The sequence below is a fragment of the Sorangium sp. So ce128 genome, from assembly GCF_051525245.1.
GTDB lineage: Bacteria > Myxococcota_A > Polyangia > Polyangiales > Polyangiaceae > Sorangium > Sorangium cellulosum_B.
In genome coordinates this window covers 5,120,647-5,137,958 of sequence record NZ_CP150313.1, presented here as the reverse complement: position 1 = coordinate 5,137,958, position 17,312 = coordinate 5,120,647, and the positions used below count along the sequence as shown (strand labels likewise).

Sequence of the window (17,312 nt, the reverse complement as noted above, 5' to 3'; positions counted from 1 at the left end):
GCGCGTGCAGGGTGCTGTACTTTGAGCGCGAGTGCTGCACTTCGGGCCAAAGTGCAGCACCACCCGTGTCCGGTGCCACGAAGGCTGCGGGGAGCCTCTCCCCGACCGTGTCCGGTGCGATGAAGGCTGCGAGGAGCTTCCCCTGGCCCGTGTCCGGTGCCACGAAGGCTGCGGGGAGCCTCTCCCCGACCGTGTCCGGTGCCACGAAGGCTGCCAGACTGCCCGGTTTCTCCTAAGCTCCGCCAGAGATGAGCGCGCTCCCTTCCCGCCGTGCGCTGACCCTGGGCGCGGCCCTGATCGGCGCTGCGGCGCTCCTCACGCCGCTCGGCATCGCCTCACTACGCCACGCTTCGGAGGAGCGGGTCGATGCCCCCGCAGCGGCGGCGCCCGCGCCCCCCGGTGCAGCGACGGCGCTCGCGGATGGCGGGGACGGCCCTCTGGACGGCGACGCCGGCGCGCCTGCGCCTGCGGACGGCGCGGCCGCCCTCCTGGACGGCGGCTGGGACGCGGGCGGCGCGCCGTTCGAGCTGCCCGCGTGGTCCGCCTCGTCGCGCGCGGCCACCTACGGTGGGCTCTCGGCCGACGGTTGCGACAGGGAGATGAAGCGCCGCGGGATCCCGCACGCCCCGGCGCGCGGCGCCCCGCTGGTCGACCGGCCGATCAGGATCACCGGCCCGCTGCGCGGGGTCACCTTCCGCGGCGACGGGGTCGCGAAGCCCAGGTCGGCCTCCCCGTTCGACATCGCCGATTGCCGGCTGGTCCTCGCGCTCGACGATCTCGCCGCGTTCCTGGCGACGCGCGGGATCGTCGAGGTTGTGCACTTCAGCATGCACCGGCCCGGTCCAGCCGGCGCCGTGGCGCCGACGAAGGCGCCCGCGAAGCCGCCGGCAGGCAAGAAGACCCCGAAGGCCGCCGGCAAAGGGGCGAAGCCGGGCGAGCGCGCCGCGAAAAAGCCGGCGGCGGCGCCCGGGCGCCCCAACCAGCACGCCCTCGGGCTCGCCATCGACGTCGCTGCCTTCGTGAAGGCCGACGGGACTCGACTCGACGTGAAGGCCGACTGGCTCGGCGCCATCGGCGCGCCGCCGTGCGGCCCCGGATCGGAGCCGAAGGCGCCCAGCCCCCACGCGCTCGAGCTGCGGGAGATCCTCTGTTCCATCTCCACGAGCGGGCTGTTCAACGTCGTCCTCACGCCCAACGCGAACGAGGCGCACGCGGATCACTTCCATTTCGATATCAAGCGAGACGCACGCTACTTTCTGCTGGAGTGAGCGCGCGTCACGGCGCGTGTCGCTCCGAAGCACTGGACGGATCGAGTGCCCACCGGAAGCGAAAGGCCCGCACATACGCTGACCAGCGGGCCGCATTGCGTTATCGAGAGACATTTTTCACCGGAAAATGCTCCTTGATGCGGGTTCCTGCTGGTTGACGCTGCGCGGCTGGCGCGACTACCGTGCACGCGGAATATGGGGATCCAGGGCAAAGCCACCAGGCGAGCGTCCGTTGTCGCTGTTGCGCTCTGCGCATGGACCGCGAGCACATCGACCGCGTGCACGTACTCCGATGCCTGCTGGGAGACGCGCACGTGCGCTCCGGATCCGGAGCGGCCGCCCGGACCGTGCGAGGGAGAGCCCGGCACGGCGCCGGCACTCGACGAGTGCGGGGTGTTCGTCAGCGAGCACGGCGACGACGACCACCCCGGCACGAAGGACGCGCCGGTGAAGACGCTCCAGCGCGCGGTCGGGCTGGCCGCGACCAGGCGAGGCGGCGGCGAGGGGCCGACCCGGCGCGTGTACGCGTGCGGCGAGGTGTTCGAGGAGGCGATCTCGCTGCCCTCGGGCGTCGATCTCTGGGGCGGCCGTCTCTGCGAGGGGGGCGATTGGTCGTTCGGCGGGCCCGCTCACCGGACGACCATCGCGCCGCCCGGGGGGGTCCCGCTGCGCGTCATCGAGGGGGAGGACGCGACGTCGACGATCTCCGGCGTGCGCGTCGTGGCGGCGGACGCCTCGGCGATCGACGGCAGGTCGTCGATCGCGGTGATCCTGAGCTACGGCGCCAGGGTGAAGCTGGTGTCGAGCGTGGTCATCGCGGGCAACGGCAAGGACGGGGAGCCCGGCGAGGACGCGCCGAGCGCCAGCGCGCAGAGCGGGCAGTTCGGGAACGACGGGGCGGACGCCTGCACGGAGGGCGCCGCGGCGGGCGCGCTTCCGGTCGTGACCGCGTGCGGCGAGGGCATCGAGTCGACGGGCGGGTACGGGGGCTACGGCGGGATCGAGCAGGGCGGCGACGGCGCTTCGGGACGGCCCGAGCCCGCACCGAACGCCGAGGGCAAGGGCCTCGGAGGAGCCGGCGCCGGCAGCATGGCAGCATGCAGCGAGGGGAAAGATGGCGCGCCCGGCGCGGACCATGGCCGCGCCAGCGGCGCGGCCGGAATTGGTTACCTCACCGACGACGGGTGGATCGGTGTCCGCGGTGAGGACGGGGAGCGGGGCGGTGTCGGCCAGGCCGGGGGCGGCGGCGGCGGAAGCAGGTCGCGCGACGGCGTGAGTCTCCGCGTGTGCCCGGCCTCCGGACCCCAGACCGGGGCGTCCGGCGGCTCGGGGGGCGGCGGCGGCTGCGGTGGCCTGGGCGGCAAGGGCGGCGGCTACGGCGGCGCGAGCATCGGCATCGTGGCGCTGGAGGGCACGGAGCTCACGGTCGAGGCCACCGAGGTGGTCACGGGCCGCGGCGGGAACGGGGGGACCGGCGGAACGGGCCAACCGGGCGGCTTCGGCAAGCACGGCGGGTACGGTGGCAAGGGGTTCGTGGACGGGATGTGGAACGCCTGCCATGGCGGCAACGGCGGCAACGGCGGTCGCGGGGGCGACGCCGGCGGCGGGCTCGGCGGCCCGTCCATCGGCATCGCGTACGTGGTCCCCAACCTGGTCCTCCGGCCCGGCACCGTGATCACGGTCGGAGCGGCCGGCGAGGGCGGCCTCGCGGGGAACGCCGCCACGACCGATGAGGCTGGCAAAGGCGGCTTCGGTTCTTCGGCGCAGACCCAGGCGTTCAGCGGGCCGAACGAGCTGCCCCGTTAGCGCCTTGATAGCGTGCGTCCCCAGGGACGCTTCCGGTGAGGCATGCCCATGCGCGTCAAGTCCGTGTTCCTTCCGTTCGTCGTCCTACCGCTCGCCATGGCCGGTTGCGGGAACTCTCCGGAGGTGAACGAGCCGGGCGGCGCACCGCCGTGCGACGCTCCGTCCGCCTGTCCGGGCGATGCCGTCCCGGAGTCGGCGTGCCTCGAGGAGCTCGCCGCGGATCGCGCCCTCGACGGCTGCGGGGTGTTCGTCAACAGCGAGATCCTCGGCGGCAACGACGCGAACCCCGGCACGAAGGACCGGCCGGTTCGCTCGATCCAGCGGGGGATCGAGCTCGCTCGCACCGGGCGCGGTCGCGTGTTCGTGACCGACGATACCTTCGTGGGGGCGATCAGGCTTCCTTCCGGCGTGGACATCCATGGCGGCTTCGACTTCCTCGAATGGAGGCGCCGGAGCAGCGACGACAGCGGCCGTATCAATTCCGAGCCCGATGCGCGGATCGCGGTGATCGTCGAGCCGGCGCGCCCCGGCGACACGGGGGCCGCGGACGGGGTCTCGACGCTCGATCACGTGTGGGTCCTGAGCGGGACCCAGATCGGGGTGCTCGTTCAGTCCAACACCGCGGTGGAGATCGTCCGCAGCGAGATCAGGGCGTTCAATTACGGCAGGGCGGGCCACGACGGGGAGGCATGGCCGAGCCGAGCAGCGACCGGCCCCGATGGCCTGCTCGGTGAGGACGCGTGCTCCGCCGCCAGGATCCCCGGGGGCGCGGCGGTGACGAACCCGTGTGACGACGGCCCCGACGGCACGGCGAGCACCGGCGGCAAAGGCGGTGATGGGCTGCCCTCGGGAGCCGAGGACGGGGCCACCGGCGAACCGGTGCCGGCGGCCGACCCGACCTCAGGCCTCGGCGGCGACGCGGAGCGTGAGGAGAGCGCCTGCTGGAACGGCCAGTCCGGGCTCTCCGGGTCCTCGGGAACGTCGGGGGCGGCCGGCCAGGGCATCGGGCGCCTCACCGAGACGGGATGGGAGGGCGACAAGGGGACGGACGGCGGCAGGGGCACGCCGGGCCAGGGCGGAGGCGGGGGCGGCGGCCGGCGCGGCGGGCTCGCCGTGTGCATGGCGGCGGACAAGGGAGGGGCCGGCGGCGGCTCTGGAGGCGCTGGCGGCTGTGGCGGCCGAGGGGGTCGAGCCGGCGAGAACGGCTCGCCGTCGATCGGCATCGCCGCGCTGCACGCCAGGGTGACGGTCCGGGACAGCGTCATCAAGGCGCCCGCCGGCGGGCGGGGAGGCCACGGAGGGCCGCCCCAGCAAGGTGGCAAACCCGGACGAGGCGGGTACGGCGGCGACGGCTACGACGGCGCACCGGCGTGCCGCGGTGGCAGCGGCGGTTATGGAGGCGACGGCGGCTACGGCGGCCCCGGGCGCGGCGGCGACGTGATCGGGATCGCCTACCTCGACGAGGACCAGCTCACGCTGGAGGGGGTCACCTTCGAGCTGGGCCTGCCGGGCCCAGGCGGCACGAGCTGGAGCCATGACGGCACCATGACGACCGGAGACGATGGCGTCGCCGTGGAGACGCTGCGCTTCCCGGAGTAGGCCGGGTTGCGGGCCAGGTCGTTCGACGGATCGGGCCGTCTTCCCCATCGCGACAGAGCTCGCCCCCGGCGCCGTCCTCCGCGCCCACGCCGCCCTGGTCCGACCGCAACCGGCCGGCGCCTCAGCGCGACCGAAGAGAGATTCTGCACCGATCTCGATGAGCTACGGACTCGCCGGCTCATCGACCCTCTCGCCGAGCCTGCGCTTTATCCAAGCTGGAGCACCTCGACGTACTCTGATCGCCCCGTCTGCTTCACGCACGAAGTCGTGCGCAAAGACGATTACGGACTTGGTTGGTCGAAACGCGGCAGGATCGGAGCGTGGTCCGGCATCTGGCCCGGCATACCATCCTATCTCTCCGCTGGGGAGCTTTCGTCCGATGATGAGGCCGTCACCGTCGATCGGCCAATCGTCGGGTTTATGGATGCCGATCGTCCCATCCGCCTCTTGAACGATCACAGCCTCGGGTAGGCTGTCCAGACGACCGTGATAGCTCCTGATCTCTTCGGCGATGATCTCTTGGACGGTCGGTTCGACGTTGGAAGCTGGAGGCTCGGGCTCGGGGGTCTCAGGAACGCTGGACGGCGCGGCCTCTGGTTCCGCCGTGTCAATGGCCATGCACACATCCAATTTTTGCCTGGTCGAGGCCAGGGCGCTTCGTTCGGCCTCGCACTCATCGTCGGCAGGCGTCGTGCCCGGAGACGTGGGTGACCCGCTAGCATCCGCTGCGGCACCTGGCGCATCGTGGGGTACGGCGCGTCCGAGGAAGACGCCAAGGATGCCAGCCCCGGCAATGATGACGAACCCGAAGGCGCGAGAACTTGTCATGGCGCATTCTCACTGCGGCGGCTTCGACGGTTGTTCGATCTTTCCGCCGAACATGAACTGCACGCCAGGGCTCGCAGGCTTTCCGTCGATTGTGATCGTCCCATCCGGTTCACGCTTCCAGACGCGTCGCGGAGGGATCGGAGGATCCCAGGGCCGGAATGCGCCGGGATCTGTGCGTGGTCCGGCGTCTGGCCCTGCATAAACTCCGAGCCGTCCGCTGGGCAACTTGCGCGCGACGATGTACCCATCGCCGTCATCCGGCCATTCGTCAGGTTTGTAGACACCGGTTCTCCCATCATGGTGCTGGACGACCACGGCCTCGGAATAGCTGTCCAAGAGCCGGCGATTCCGACGGATCTCTTCGACCTTCGACATGCGCTGGTCGAAGGGCTGGGATTCCGGAGGATCGACCTCGGATGGATTGGCAACGCCAGATGGCTCGGCCTCGGGAACCCGCGAACGAAGAGCCGTGCAGAGTTCCAGTTGTGCCCTGGTCGAGGCGAGAACGGCGCGTTCCTCTCTGCAGCCACGGCCGGGAGATGCTGCAGTCGAACTCGGGGGCCATGCGCTCGGAAACGCTTGTGCGCCTGGCGCGTCGCGCATAGAGACCCGTCCAATGAAGGCGCCAGCGACACCGGCGATGAGCGCGAACACAAGGCAGCTGCGAGTTGTCATCGCGCCTCCCGCTACCACGCGCAGCCCGGGGGCGCGGGACGACGTTCTCTAGCGGCTCCCTCCGGCGGCGGCTCCCTCCGGCCGGGCGAGGGGGAGCGTGAAGAACAACGTGGCGCCAGCGCCGAGCTGACTCTCCGCCCAGATCCTCCCGCCGAGGGCCTCCACGAAGCCCTTCGCGATGGTGAGCCCCAGCCCGGTCCCCAGACGCGCGGTCTCCGCCACCTGCCAGAAACGATCGAAGATGTGAGGGAGCTCGTCGGCGCGGATCCCCGCCCCCGTGTCCGCCACGGCGAAGAGCGCCTCGTCGCCACGTGGCTCGGCTCGGACCGTGATGGCCCCTCCCTCCGCGGTGAACTTGATCGCGTTGCCGATCAGGTTCGCGAAGACCTGGAGGACCCTCTCGCGATCGCAGAGCACCTCGAAGCCACCCCCGCCGTGGATCTCGCCCTCGAGCACCAGGTGCTTCTGCGTCGCCAGCGCCCGCTCCATCTCGATCGCGTCGTGGACGAGCGCGCCCGCCGCGTGCCTCCGCTTCTCCATCGACAGCCGACCCGACTCGATGGCGGCGACGTCGAGCAGATCACCGATGATCCGGAGCATCCGCTGCGCAGCGAGGAGAATGACCTCGGCCTTCCTCCTGTCGGGCGCTCCCTGCTCGTCGGCCGGCAATGTCCGCATGAGGAGAGCCGCGGCCGTCAAGATGGCGCTCAACGGATTCTTGAGATCGTGAGAGACGATGGCGAGGAAATCGTCCCGCGTGCGAATGGCGCGCTGCGCGTGCTGGTACAGGCGCGCATTCTCCACGGCCGTGGCGGCCCGGCGCGCCACCTCCTCGGCCACCACCAGATCGGCGGCGGAGTAGCGGCGGCTCGGCTCCGTCGTCACGAACGTGAGCGTGCCGATCGTCCGCCCGCGGGCCACGAGCGGCACCACCATCACCGCTCCCGCGCCGCCTGCGCGGAGGGACCCTCGATGGCCCGGATCGTCGGCGGCCCCCCCGGCAGACTCGGTGATTCCAGGGATGAGGAGCGGCTCGCCGGTCCGCAGCACCCGCGCCTGCGGGGTCTCCCAGCCCGGCCGCTGGGCGAAATCCCCCATCTGCTCGGCCAACCGTTGCCTCACGGGATCGGCGGACATCGGCGCGAGGCGCTCGACACAGCCTTTCTCGTCGACCAGGTCGACGAAGTAGAGATCGGCCAGGGCGTGCACCGACAGGCGCGCTACCGAGGAGACCGTCTCCGCGTAGTCGAGCGAGGAGGCGAGGACCGCGCTGACCTCCGCGAACAATCGCTGCACCTGCTCGCCTCGCTTCACCTCCATGATATCCCGGAAGACGAGCACCGCCCCCGAGATCTGCCCTGCTCGCTGCAGAGGGGCGAACGTGCAGCTGACGTGCAAGGGCGCTCGGTCCCGGCGTGAAACCACGTCCTCGTCGCTCCGGACCGGCTCGCCCGTGTGGATCGCCCGCAGCGCGGGGTGATCCTCGTCGGGTACGGACGTCCCATCCGCGCGTCGAATCTGGACGACCTCCTGGACGCGCCGCCCCACGACCTCCTCCGTCGTCCAGCCGAGCAAGCGCTCGGCCGCGGGGTTGAAGAAGGTGATCCGCCCTTCGCGATCCATCGCGATCACGCCCTCGCCGATGCTGCCGGTCACCGCCCGCGTGAACTCGAGCTGCTCACGGACCCTCGCCTCGACCTCCTTCGCGGGGGTGACGTCCATCGAGACTCCTTGAAGCCGAGGCGCGCCGGCGCTGTCCTTCACCAGGTGCATGCCGGTGTGGAGCCAGAGCACGCGACCGTCCGCCGTCCGACAGCGGTGGTCGCAGCGCTGGTCCCGCTCGGCGGCCAGCGTCCTCCGGAGCGCCTGCTCGAGCTCGCCGCGATCGTCCGGCTCGGCGCAACGGCTCCAGAAGTCGGGCTCCGCGAGCCACCGCTCGCGCGGATAGCCGAGGAGCTCCTCGGCCCGCGCGCTCACGTAGAGGACCTGGCGCGTGCGCGCGTCGGCCTCCCAGACGAACGCTCGAGCGAGGTTGTCCACCAGCGCCTCGTAACGCTGCCGCAGCGCCTCGGCGAGGGCCCGCTGCTCGTCGGCTTCGGCCTGCCTCCGCTGGGCCGCTGCTCGCGCCGCCTCCGCGGCCGCCTGCTTGGCGTCGATGATCGCCTGGCGATCGAGCGCGATCGCGAGCTGGTTGACCGCCGCGTTCATGAACACGAGATCCGGCTCCTCCAGACGGGCGGCGCCCTCGATCTGGAGAACGCCGAAGATCGGCCCGCGGTCGATGACGAGAGGGAGGACGAGGAAGCACCCGCGCTCCTCTGCCTCGGCCCGCGAGGCCCGGGCAGGCTGTCCGGAGGGCGCGTTCGTCGCGGTCGGCTCGCCGTCCAGATCGGCCGGCCGCGCGGCCTCCGAGCCGGTGAGGTAAGCGTACGAGGTCGCGGCATGGGACCTGGTTGCCTGGAGTCGATCGGCGCCGACACCTTCGGCGCTCCAGACGATGGTCTTGACCCCGGGGCGACCCGGGACCTCCAGGAGGACGAGCGCGGTGCGGAGGGGGAGCGCCCGCGCGAGGGTCGCGAGGATCGACGGGACGGTCCGCTCGGCGCCCTCGAAGCGCGTGAGCTGCTTGCTGATCTCGTAGAGGTACAGGACGCGAGGGTACGCGCGCTCGAGGCCTCCGGCGGCCGGATCCTCGCCGCCGCGCCGCGCCGGCTCCTGCTCCCCGCGCGCGTCGTCGCTCCTCGCCTCTTCCCGGTGTGCTCTCGGCGGCTCCTTCGTCCGGCGGCCGGTGCTCATCCCCGCCTCCTATTTCTTCGTTCGGCTCCGGCCCTCGATGTTCTTCGCCGCCAGAGGGGCACCCAGGTCAGCGCGCCGCCCGATCCGGGCGCCGCCCTTCCCCACGGTGAAGTGGTAGGCGCCGAAATCGTGCTCGCTGCCGCGCGTCTTCACGACCAGGAGGGTCGGCCTGATCTCGCCCGGCATGGGTGTGTACCGGAGCACGACGAGGTTGTCGGCCACCGGAGAGAACCTGCGGTCGGTGACGGTCTCGCTGGAGTACATCACGCTCGATTCGAGCGTGAGCACGGTTGTCACGTCGAGCGCCTTGAACCGCGTGATCAGCGCGTAGAGGAGCTGCCGCAGCTCGTCCTCCGCGATGCCCTCGGCCGCGAGGTGGCTCACGCTGTCGAGGACGAATCGACGCGTCTTCTGCGTGCGGATCTTGTCGGTCAGGAGCGAGAGGAGCTGGCTCGGGCGGACGCGCTCCCGCGAGAGATAGATGACCTCGGCGAGCCCCTTCTCGGTCGCCTCTTGGAGCGGAAGCCCCAGCGCCTCCGCGGTCCTGATGAGCTGTGCGGGCCCCTCCTCGAGGGCGAGGTAGAGCCCCGGCTCTTCGCGGCGGCAGCCTTCGAGGAGGAACTGCAGCGACAGGGTGCTCTTCCCGATGCCCGCGCTCCCGGAGAGGAGGGTGACGCTGCGCTCGAGCAGCCCTCCGCCGAGCAGCCCGTCGAGCCCGGGCACGCCGGAGGGCAGGCGCCGCGCCGTGTCGAGCGGGGGCGGCGGCTCGCCGAACGCCGCCTCCGCGTTGTAACGGGGATAGACGATGAGCCCGCCCGGGCCGATGTGGATGCTGTGCCGGCCCCTGAGGTGGGCGGTGTTCCTGAGCTTGTAGATCTCGATGTAGCGCTGGCGCTCGAGCCCTTCCTCCGTCGAGGAGAGGAGGATGACCCCGTCGACCACGGTCTCCTCGACGCCGAAGCGGCTGATCTGGTTGGTGCCGTAGGGGATGTCGGTGGCGAGGAAGCCGACCGCCCGCGCGTTGTGGATGACGCTGGCGAGCTGGAAGATCTTCTCTCGGTCTACCTGCGGATCCTTGACCTTGTGCAGGAAGACCGAGACCGAATCGACGACCACGCGCCGCGCCTTCATGCCGAGGATCCGCTCGCTCATCATGAGCAGGTGCCCCTCCACCAGGATGTCGGGCTGCGGGATGAAGACGATCTCGACCATCCCGCGCTCGATCTCGGCGTCGAGGTCCCAGCCGAGGCCACGGGCGGTGGCGCGCAGCCGCGCCTCGCTCTCCTCGAAGGAGAAGAATATCCCCTTCTCGCCGGCCTTCGCGCCGCGGTAGATGAACTCGAGCGAGAGCACCGTCTTGCCGGTCCCCGCCACGCCGGCGATGAGGAGGGTGGAGCCACGCGGGATCCCGTCTCCGAGGAGCTCGTCGAGCCTCGAGATGCCCGTCCTCAGGCGCGGCTCCTTGCCCTCGACGGCCGCCCGGTGGATGGTGAGGCGGGGCGCGAACACGTCGATGCCGGCTCGCGTGATGGCGAACGAGTGCTCCTCGCGGCTGTGGTCGGTGCCGCGCATCTTGACGATCTGGATGACCCGCCGCTGCTCGCCGGACTCCTGGCGCTGGTTGATCATGATCAGCCCGTCGACGATCGAGAACAGCGGGTTGGTCTCGATGTCGCTCTGCCCGAACTCTCCGAGGAAGAAGGTGGTGGTCTCCCACGCCATGAGGTTGATCGCGAGCTCGTAGCCGAACTTCCGGAGCTCTTCCTTGGACTTGGCGAGGTCGTCGAAGACCTTGAAGCTGTCGATGACGACCATGGACGGCTTGACCTTCTTGACGTGATCCATGACGAGCCGAAAGGCGCCGTCGAGGCCCTTCGTCCGGAGGATGGCGCCGAGGTCGACGAACTGGATTCCCCCGTCGATCTTCCCGGCGTCGAAGAAGTCGAACTGATTCAGGTAGCGCAGCGTCTTCGCGGTCGGCTCCGAGAGCGTGCTGAAGTAGAGGACCCGGGTCCTGGCCGAGGCGTTGTGGAAGCAGATCTGCTGGGTGAGGATCGTCTTGCCCGCGCCCGGCGGGCCGGCGACGACGACGATCGACCCCTTCGGCAGCCCCCCCCCGAACAGCGCATCCAGGTTTCGCACCCCCGTCTCGATGCGCGCGATGGCCGTCTTCTTCGTCATGGCTCCACTTCCTCGCCGTCCTCGCCCTCGGAGATCCCGGGCGCGCTCTCCGACGCTCTCTCGATCCCGCCCGCCTCCTCCTGCGCGACCTTCGAGAGCTCCGCGTGGAGCGCCGGCGTGAGGATCTCCGCCGTCAGGTTTCCGAGGACCGTGAGGAACTCCACCAGGATGAACCGGAGCCCCTCCTCGATCTGGTCGCGACGCACGCCCCCGGCGCGCTCCTGGAGCTCCACGCAGCAGATCCCGGCCGACTCCATCCTGAGCGACGAGAGGACCGGAGATCGTTCGGAGGCATAGTAGAGAACGCGATCCACGATGGCGCCGAGCGTGACCTCCCCGAGGGTGACGTGGGCGCGCCACCACAGGGCGTTGAACGCTTGTTCGAAGAGCTGGATGAGGCGGTCGGGCGGCGCGCCCCGAGCTGCCCGCTCCATCCAGGCGTCCACGCAGGCGCTGTGCTCGTTCGCGTCACGCATGGGCGCTACGTCGCCTCGACGGTCGCCGGGCGCCGGGGAGGGGCACGCTCATGCCGGGGCCGCATCGCGCGCTCGATCAGGCCGTTGCGAGCGGGCAGCGCCACCATGGCGCTCGCGCTTCAGGTCGGACGGTCGCGGCGTCCGCGCTCGGGACGCTCGCCCGATCCGTCGATGGTGCGAGCTGTGCCGGCCCTTCAGCTCGGCGCGGTCGCGGGCTCGAGTCCGCGCTCGATCGCCGGGCGACTCCCCGCCGAGCGCGTGGAGCGCGTCGTCCGCGGTGCGCTGCGCCGCACACAACGAGATGCCCGCCGACCTCCGCGCGGCGCGGAGATCGTCGACCAGCTCCCGCACGCGATGGATGTCCTGCGCGCTTCCGGCGGAGGCGCGGAGCGCGATGATGGATTCGAGCCCCTCGAGGACGTGACGGACGACGCGGCGCGCGGAGGTCGCCGCGTCAGCCGCCTCGCGCAGCATCGCCCGCGCATCCTGTGCAATTCTCTCGAGGTCTCGCATCTCGGTCATCTCGTGCGGTTCGCGAGGGTGAGGGCCGCTCGGTCCATCGCGATGCCGCTGCGGGAGGGCTCGGGGAGCGCCTGTTCGCGCTCCACGCCCGCTCGCGGCTCGACCTTGCGCGGCCTGACACCACGGGGTTCAGGCTGGCACAGCGGCCGCCCCACGTCTCTCGTTATCGCCCGGTGGCGGCGCCTCGTCCCGATTCGGGCACGGGAGACGGTCGAGCGCTGCATGGAACTCCTCTTCTTTCTTGCCCCGTCCTCTGGGACGAGGGGCGCTGCCGCGGCGGTCGAGCGCGAGGTTGGCCCCCGAGGAGCGCGGCGGGCTGGCCTTGCTGACCGTTCGACGGCGGCGTTGATGAGCAGCCGCACCTGGGCGGCCGCCTGTGCGCTCGGCGCGTCGCGCGGAGCGGCACGTCCAATGAAGGCGCCAGCGACACCGGCAATGAGCGCGAACACAATGCAGCCACGAATTGCAATCGCGCCTCTCGCTACGATGCGCAGCCTGGGGGCGCAGGCTGGCAAATCGCATCATGTTGATTCGGACTCCTGGGGAATGATGCCCATATCTACGGAGTCACCCAGCGCGTCGGATCTGGCGCAGGGCATACCTGTATTCCCTCAGCCTCCAGATCCGCCCCCCGCGGCGCGCGTCGAAACAGCGTTCGCTCTCACAACAGAGCAAGCGCGCCAGCGTACGTCTTCCGATGCGGCGAGACTCGTCTCAAGTAGAGCGCGATGTCAACAAGTAACCATGAAGTTTGATTCTGTCCGTGCGCCAGCAGGGCGGCCCGGCCAGGGCATCGAACGCACCACCGAGGTGGGATGACAAAGCGGCCGACTGCGCCAAGGACACGCCGAGCCAGGGAGGAGGCAGGGCGGCCGCCCTCCGGGGACCACTCGAATGTGCCCAGTGCGGCGTACGCTGGCGCTGCAAAACCCACACCGGACGCGAAGCTCGCTTCGCGGCGTCCCCCCCGAGCTCCCCATCTCATCCGTGCAATCTGGACAGACGCGGCACTTCGTGCGAACTCTTGATGAAGAACATGTCGGTCACGTGTCGCAGCCATGTTCGCGTCCTTTCTGCTGGTGAGGTCCACTGGCAAGAGTGGACCCCCTCCCGGAACGGCGGCGCGGACCAGCGCCCCGTGGTCCTGGTACACGGCCTGTCCGACAGCTGTCGGACCTGGAACCGCCTCGCCCCCGCGCTCGCGGCGGCAGGGCGCCGGGTCGTCGCGCTCGACCTGCCCGGCCATGGCGACTCGGCCCGGCCCGACGCGCCCTATACGGTCGCGTGGTATGCGGGCGTGGTCGCTGAATGGATCCGTGCCCTCCGGCTCGGCGATTTCGATCTGGTGGGGCACTCGTTCGGCGGCAGCATTGCAATGTGCGTGGCCACCGAGCGGCCAGGGCGCATCCACCGCGTCGGGCTGGTCGCCGCGGGCGGCATCGGGACGGAGGTCGCGCTGCCGCTGCGCCTCGCCGCCGTGACCGGGCTGATCGAGCTGGCCGCGCCGGTGCTCATGGGCGTCGGCACGCACGCGGGGGTGCTGGTGCTCGGCGGCGATTTCAACGCGGAAGAGCGCAGGCACCTCGCCCGGATGAACGCGCGGCCCGGCACGGCGCGCGCCCTGTCGCGCACGCTCCGCCACGCGATCGATCTGCGCGGCCAGCGCCATCACCTCATGGACATCGCTCATCGGCTCCCCGAGATACCGCCGCTCGCCGTCTACTGGGGCGAGCGCGATCAGGTGATCCCGGCGCGCCACGCGGCGGACATCGACCGCTACATCGAAGGCGCGGCCGTGCGGCGCTTCGCCAGGGCGGGGCACTACCCGCACCGGGAAGCGGTGAGCGATCTCGCCCCCGATCTCCTCCGGTTCCTCGACGAGCCGCGGCCCGCGCCGCGCCTGCGCACCGGGGCGCGCGCCCCGCGCGCATCCGCCGCGGCGGCTCGCGCGCCGCAGGCCAGCCCCCGGTGGCAGCCCTGGCCGGACGCCGCGGTCAGGCGCTGGGCGCGGAGCTCGCTGTCTCCGCTGATGCGGCAGACACCGCAGCAGGACACAGGCGACTCGGCATCTCCCGCCGACCTCGGGAGCCGGCCGCCGCCCGTTCCCTGTTAGCCAAGACTCGCTCGCGTTCTCCGACATCCGAACGTGGTCGTGAACGTGGTCGTTCACGGCTTACCGTTGACGACCACGACCACGTTCACGACCACGACCACGTTCACGTTGGTGACCGATGGTGGCGCGCGCTTCGTGCCCTGGGCGCGATTGTCGGCCGCGCGCCCCCCTTCCCTGTTGACGCCGCGCCCCCCGGTGCGGTTCTCTCGGGCGCCGGTGCAACTCGAATGTGAGACCTGCGGCGCCTCGCTGCGCGTCGAAGCGGACCAGCGTACCGCAGTGTGCCCCTACTGCGCGTCGCCCTCGGTGGTGGAGCGGCCGCCCTCCCATGATCGGCCGTCGCCGCACTTCGTCGTGGGGTTCACCACGACCCGGGAGAGCGCGCAGGGCGCGGTCAAGGCGTGGCTGGGAAAGCGGAGCTTCTTCGTGCAGTCCAGCGTCAAGACGGCGACGATCGACGCGATCCGCGGCGTCTACACGCCCGCCTACCTGTACTCGGCGATGGCGCAGACGCGCTACGCGGCGCAGATCGGCGAGGACTACCAGGAAACCGAGACGTACACGACGACCGACGACAAGGGGAACGCCGTCACCCGGACGCGCGTCGTCACCAGGACCGAGCACCGGCACCTCGAAGGCCAGCACGCGACCTACGTCATGGACGTGCTCGTCGTGGCGTCTCGCGCCGTCCCGAACGCCGAGCTCGAGGCCATCGAGCCGTTCGACCTCCGCACGATGCGGCGCTACACGCCCGCGGTGCTCAGCGGCTGGATCGCCGAGGAGCCGACGATGACCCAGGCCGAGTGCTACGGCCTCGCGCGGCGGGAGGCGCTGGAGAAGATCGGCCGCGACCTCTCGGGCTTCATGCCCGGGGACAGCCACCACGGCCTGACGCACGAGACGCACCTCGACCGCGAGACGCTCGAGCTGCTCTATGTGCCACTCTGGGTGCTCGCCCTGCGGCACGACCCGCAGAAGCCGCCCTTCCGGGTCCTCATCAACGGCCAGACCGGCGCGATCCACGGCAAGGCCCCCCTCTCCTGGATCAAGATCGCCCTCGCCGTCGTGCTCGTGATCGCGCTGATCGCGGCGCCGTTCCTCCTCGCCGCGGCGCGCGACCGGGGCCGCGATCCGGCCGAACGGCGCGGCTCCGCGCGGCCGCCCGCCCCCGCCGCCGCCCCCGCGCCGACCGAGCGCGTCCGCCCCGGGAGCAGCCCCGCACCGACCGGAGGGACGCGATGAGCGCGAGCATGGACGTCGCCTCGGCCACCACGAGCGCCACGGGGCCGTGCTGCGCGCGCTGCCAGGGGCCGCTGGAGCCGGGGGACCTGCGCTGCGCCGTCTGCGGCCTCGCAGCGCCGCAGGGCCGCGCCCCGGCCCCGCAGGCGGTGCAGGTGCTGCGGTGCACCGAGTGCGGCGCCGCGGTCTCGTACTCGGCCGAGGCGCAGGCGCCGAAGTGCCGCTTCTGCGGCGCCGTCACGCGGATCGAGCAGCCGGTCGACCCGATCGATCAGGCCGACTGGCTGCTCCCGTTCGGGGTGCCCCCCGATCAGGCCGATCAGGCGCTGCGGCGGTGGATGTCGACGCTCGGCTTTTTCCGGCCGTCGGATCTCGCGCGCGCGGCGACCGTCGAGGGGCTGCGCCCGATCTGGTGGGCGGGCTGGCTCGTCAGCGCGGACGCCGTGGTGAGCTGGACGGCGGACTCGAACGCCGGCGCCCGGCTGAGCAGCTGGGCCCCGCACGCCGGACAGACGCGGCTGCCGTTCCGCAACCTGCTCCTGTCCGCCTCCCGCGGGCTCTCGCTCGACGAGGCCCAGGAGCTCGCGCCGTACTTCCGGCTCGACCTGGCGGTGCCTGCCGCGCACCGGACAGAGCAGCAGCTCGGCCCGCCCGACGCGGTGCTGGAGCAGTTCGACGCGCAGCGCTCGGCGGCGCGGAAGATCGTCAGCGAGCGGATCGCCGCCAGCGCGGAGGACGCCCTGACGCGAGGCGTGATCCCGGGGTCCACGTTCCGCAACGTGCACGTGGCGGTGCTCCTGCACGCGCTCGAGACGCGCCGGCTGGCGCTGCCGTCGTACGTGCTCGCCTACCGCTACAAGGGGCGTAGCTACCGCGCCGTCGTCCACGGCCAGGACGCGAGCCACGTCACAGGCACGGCGCCCATCGCGTGGGGCAAGGTGGCGCTGGTGGTCGCCGGCGCGCTCGCGCTCCTCGTGCTCGTCATCGGGGCCCTCGTGCTCGCCCGCGCCGCGTAGCTTCACCCGCCCTCGGTCCTCTCCCCTCCCCCAGCTCCAGCGCTGCGCTGGCGCGGCGGCCCACGCCTGCCGCTGTGGCGGAATGCCTCGAACGCACGCTCGGTGCGGCACGGCAGAGCCATGATTCGCGCCCTCCACCGCGCGCCCGGCCATGGTCCGGATCTCGCACTGAGGCCGGAGCTCGATGGAGGAAACCATGGAAACTGGATCGCGGGAAAAGCTGCTGGAGATCCTCAAGAAGTTCCGGACTGCCATGCTGGTCACGCACGCCAGCCAGGGGGCGCTGCGGGCGCGTCCGATGGCGCTCATGAAGGTCGACAGCGACACCGGGGACGTCTGGTTCATGACGAGCATCGACTCGGGCAAGGTCGATGAGATCGAGTCGCAGCCGGAGGTGAATGTGACCCTCCAGGAGGGGCGCCGCTTCCTGTCGCTGTCGGGCCGCGCCTCGATCGTGCGGAGTCGGACGAAGATCGAGGCGCTGTGGTCGGAGGAGGCCAAGGTGTTCTTCCCGCAGGGCAAGGACGATCCCTCCCTCGCGCTCATCCACGTGAGCCCGCGCGAGGGCGAGTACTGGGACAACGAAGGCGCGGCCGGGCTCAGGTTCCTCGTCGAGGCGGTCAAGGCGTACGTCACCGGGACGACGCCGAAGACCGACGCCGCCCAGCACGGCGCGGTGCCGCTGAACGGCGGGCAACCCGGTGATGCCCGGGTGTCCGCGCGATAGCGATCCACGCCGTCGCGCCGCGGATCGAGCGGGACGGCGCGTGGCGCATCCCTTGCTCTTACTCAG

General features: G+C 71.2%; 12 protein-coding genes. 7 read left to right on the top strand and 5 right to left on the bottom strand.

The genetic code is table 11. From position 1 onward, the window contains the following. The first annotated feature begins 248 nt into the window (after nt 1–248). The 3 genes from WME82_RS19540 to WME82_RS19530 all read left to right on the top strand — a co-directional run bounded on the left by WME82_RS19540 (nt 249) and on the right by WME82_RS19530 (nt 4,673). Nucleotides 249–1,268 carry an extensin family protein gene (locus WME82_RS19540; RefSeq protein WP_438044076.1) on the top strand — a complete coding sequence of 340 codons (1,020 nt, stop codon included), beginning with the start codon at nt 249–251 and terminating at the stop codon, nt 1,266–1,268. Between the two features lie 393 nt (nt 1,269–1,661). Continuing rightward, nucleotides 1,662–3,074 (top strand): hypothetical protein, encoded by a 1,413-nt coding sequence (locus tag WME82_RS19535; RefSeq protein ID WP_438044075.1) that lies wholly within the window; start codon nt 1,662–1,664, stop codon nt 3,072–3,074. A 48-nt stretch (nt 3,075–3,122) separates the two neighbouring features. Continuing rightward, nucleotides 3,123–4,673 (top strand): hypothetical protein, encoded by a 1,551-nt coding sequence (locus WME82_RS19530; RefSeq protein ID WP_438044074.1) that lies wholly within the window; start codon nt 3,123–3,125, stop codon nt 4,671–4,673. A gap of 162 nt (nt 4,674–4,835) precedes the next feature. Here the strand turns inward: WME82_RS19530 and WME82_RS19525 are convergent, their stop codons facing one another. The 5 genes from WME82_RS19525 to WME82_RS19505 all read right to left on the bottom strand — a co-directional run bounded on the left by WME82_RS19525 (nt 4,836) and on the right by WME82_RS19505 (nt 11,629). Beyond that, nucleotides 4,836–5,291, bottom strand: a complete 456-nt coding sequence (locus WME82_RS19525; protein WP_438044073.1) for a hypothetical protein — start codon at nt 5,289–5,291, stop codon at nt 4,836–4,838. 219 nt (nt 5,292–5,510) lie between these two features. Then, on the bottom strand, nt 5,511–5,876 hold the full coding sequence (locus tag WME82_RS19520; protein WP_438044072.1) for a hypothetical protein: 366 nt from the start codon (nt 5,874–5,876) through the stop codon (nt 5,511–5,513). A 348-nt stretch (nt 5,877–6,224) separates the two neighbouring features. Further along, the gene (locus WME82_RS19515; protein WP_438044071.1) at nt 6,225–8,972 is read right to left on the bottom strand and encodes a sensor histidine kinase; all 2,748 of its coding nucleotides are present in this window, start codon (nt 8,970–8,972) and stop codon (nt 6,225–6,227) included. A 9-nt stretch (nt 8,973–8,981) separates the two neighbouring features. Then, complete coding sequence (locus WME82_RS19510) at nt 8,982–11,153, bottom strand: ATPase domain-containing protein (protein ID WP_438044070.1); 2,172 nt, start codon at nt 11,151–11,153, stop codon at nt 8,982–8,984. Beyond that, nucleotides 11,150–11,629: a hypothetical protein gene (locus WME82_RS19505; protein ID WP_438044069.1), complete on the bottom strand. Its 480-nt coding sequence runs from the start codon at nt 11,627–11,629 to the stop codon at nt 11,150–11,152. Before WME82_RS19505 ends, WME82_RS19510 begins: the two co-directional genes overlap by 4 nt. 1,660 nt (nt 11,630–13,289) lie before the next feature. On the opposite strand from WME82_RS19505, the gene WME82_RS19500 reads away from it, so the two are divergent. The 4 genes from WME82_RS19500 (at nt 13,290) to WME82_RS19485 (ending at nt 17,246) form a co-directional block, all read left to right on the top strand. Then, nucleotides 13,290–14,264 (top strand): alpha/beta fold hydrolase, encoded by a 975-nt coding sequence (locus tag WME82_RS19500; RefSeq protein ID WP_438044068.1) that lies wholly within the window; start codon nt 13,290–13,292, stop codon nt 14,262–14,264. 39 nt (nt 14,265–14,303) lie between these two features. After that, a complete protein-coding gene (locus WME82_RS19495) occupies nt 14,304–15,506 on the top strand; it encodes a hypothetical protein (protein ID WP_438044067.1) in 1,203 nt (400 codons plus the stop codon). A gap of 8 nt (nt 15,507–15,514) precedes the next feature. Further along, nucleotides 15,515–16,519, top strand: coding sequence for a zinc ribbon domain-containing protein (locus tag WME82_RS19490; protein WP_438044066.1), 1,005 nt, complete (start codon nt 15,515–15,517; stop codon nt 16,517–16,519). Between the two features lie 196 nt (nt 16,520–16,715). Further along, nucleotides 16,716–17,246 (top strand): pyridoxamine 5'-phosphate oxidase family protein, encoded by a 531-nt coding sequence (locus tag WME82_RS19485; protein ID WP_438044065.1) that lies wholly within the window; start codon nt 16,716–16,718, stop codon nt 17,244–17,246. Nucleotides 17,247–17,312 lie beyond the last annotated feature (66 nt).

Coding starts and splice junctions, on each gene's coding strand:
- WME82_RS19540 (WP_438044076.1), top strand. CDS start 249: ATGAGCGCGCTCCCTTCCCGCCGTGCGCTGACCCTGGGCGCGGCCCTG.
- WME82_RS19490 (WP_438044066.1), top strand. CDS start 15,515: ATGGACGTCGCCTCGGCCACCACGAGCGCCACGGGGCCGTGCTGCGCG.
- WME82_RS19520 (WP_438044072.1), bottom strand. CDS start 5,876: ATGTCGAAGGTCGAAGAGATCCGTCGGAATCGCCGGCTCTTGGACAGC.
- WME82_RS19505 (WP_438044069.1), bottom strand. CDS start 11,629: ATGCGTGACGCGAACGAGCACAGCGCCTGCGTGGACGCCTGGATGGAG.
- WME82_RS19515 (WP_438044071.1), bottom strand. CDS start 8,972: ATGAGCACCGGCCGCCGGACGAAGGAGCCGCCGAGAGCACACCGGGAA.
- WME82_RS19525 (WP_438044073.1), bottom strand. CDS start 5,291: ATGGCCATTGACACGGCGGAACCAGAGGCCGCGCCGTCCAGCGTTCCT.
- WME82_RS19510 (WP_438044070.1), bottom strand. CDS start 11,153: ATGACGAAGAAGACGGCCATCGCGCGCATCGAGACGGGGGTGCGAAAC.
- WME82_RS19530 (WP_438044074.1), top strand. CDS start 3,123: ATGCGCGTCAAGTCCGTGTTCCTTCCGTTCGTCGTCCTACCGCTCGCC.
- WME82_RS19485 (WP_438044065.1), top strand. CDS start 16,716: ATGGAAACTGGATCGCGGGAAAAGCTGCTGGAGATCCTCAAGAAGTTC.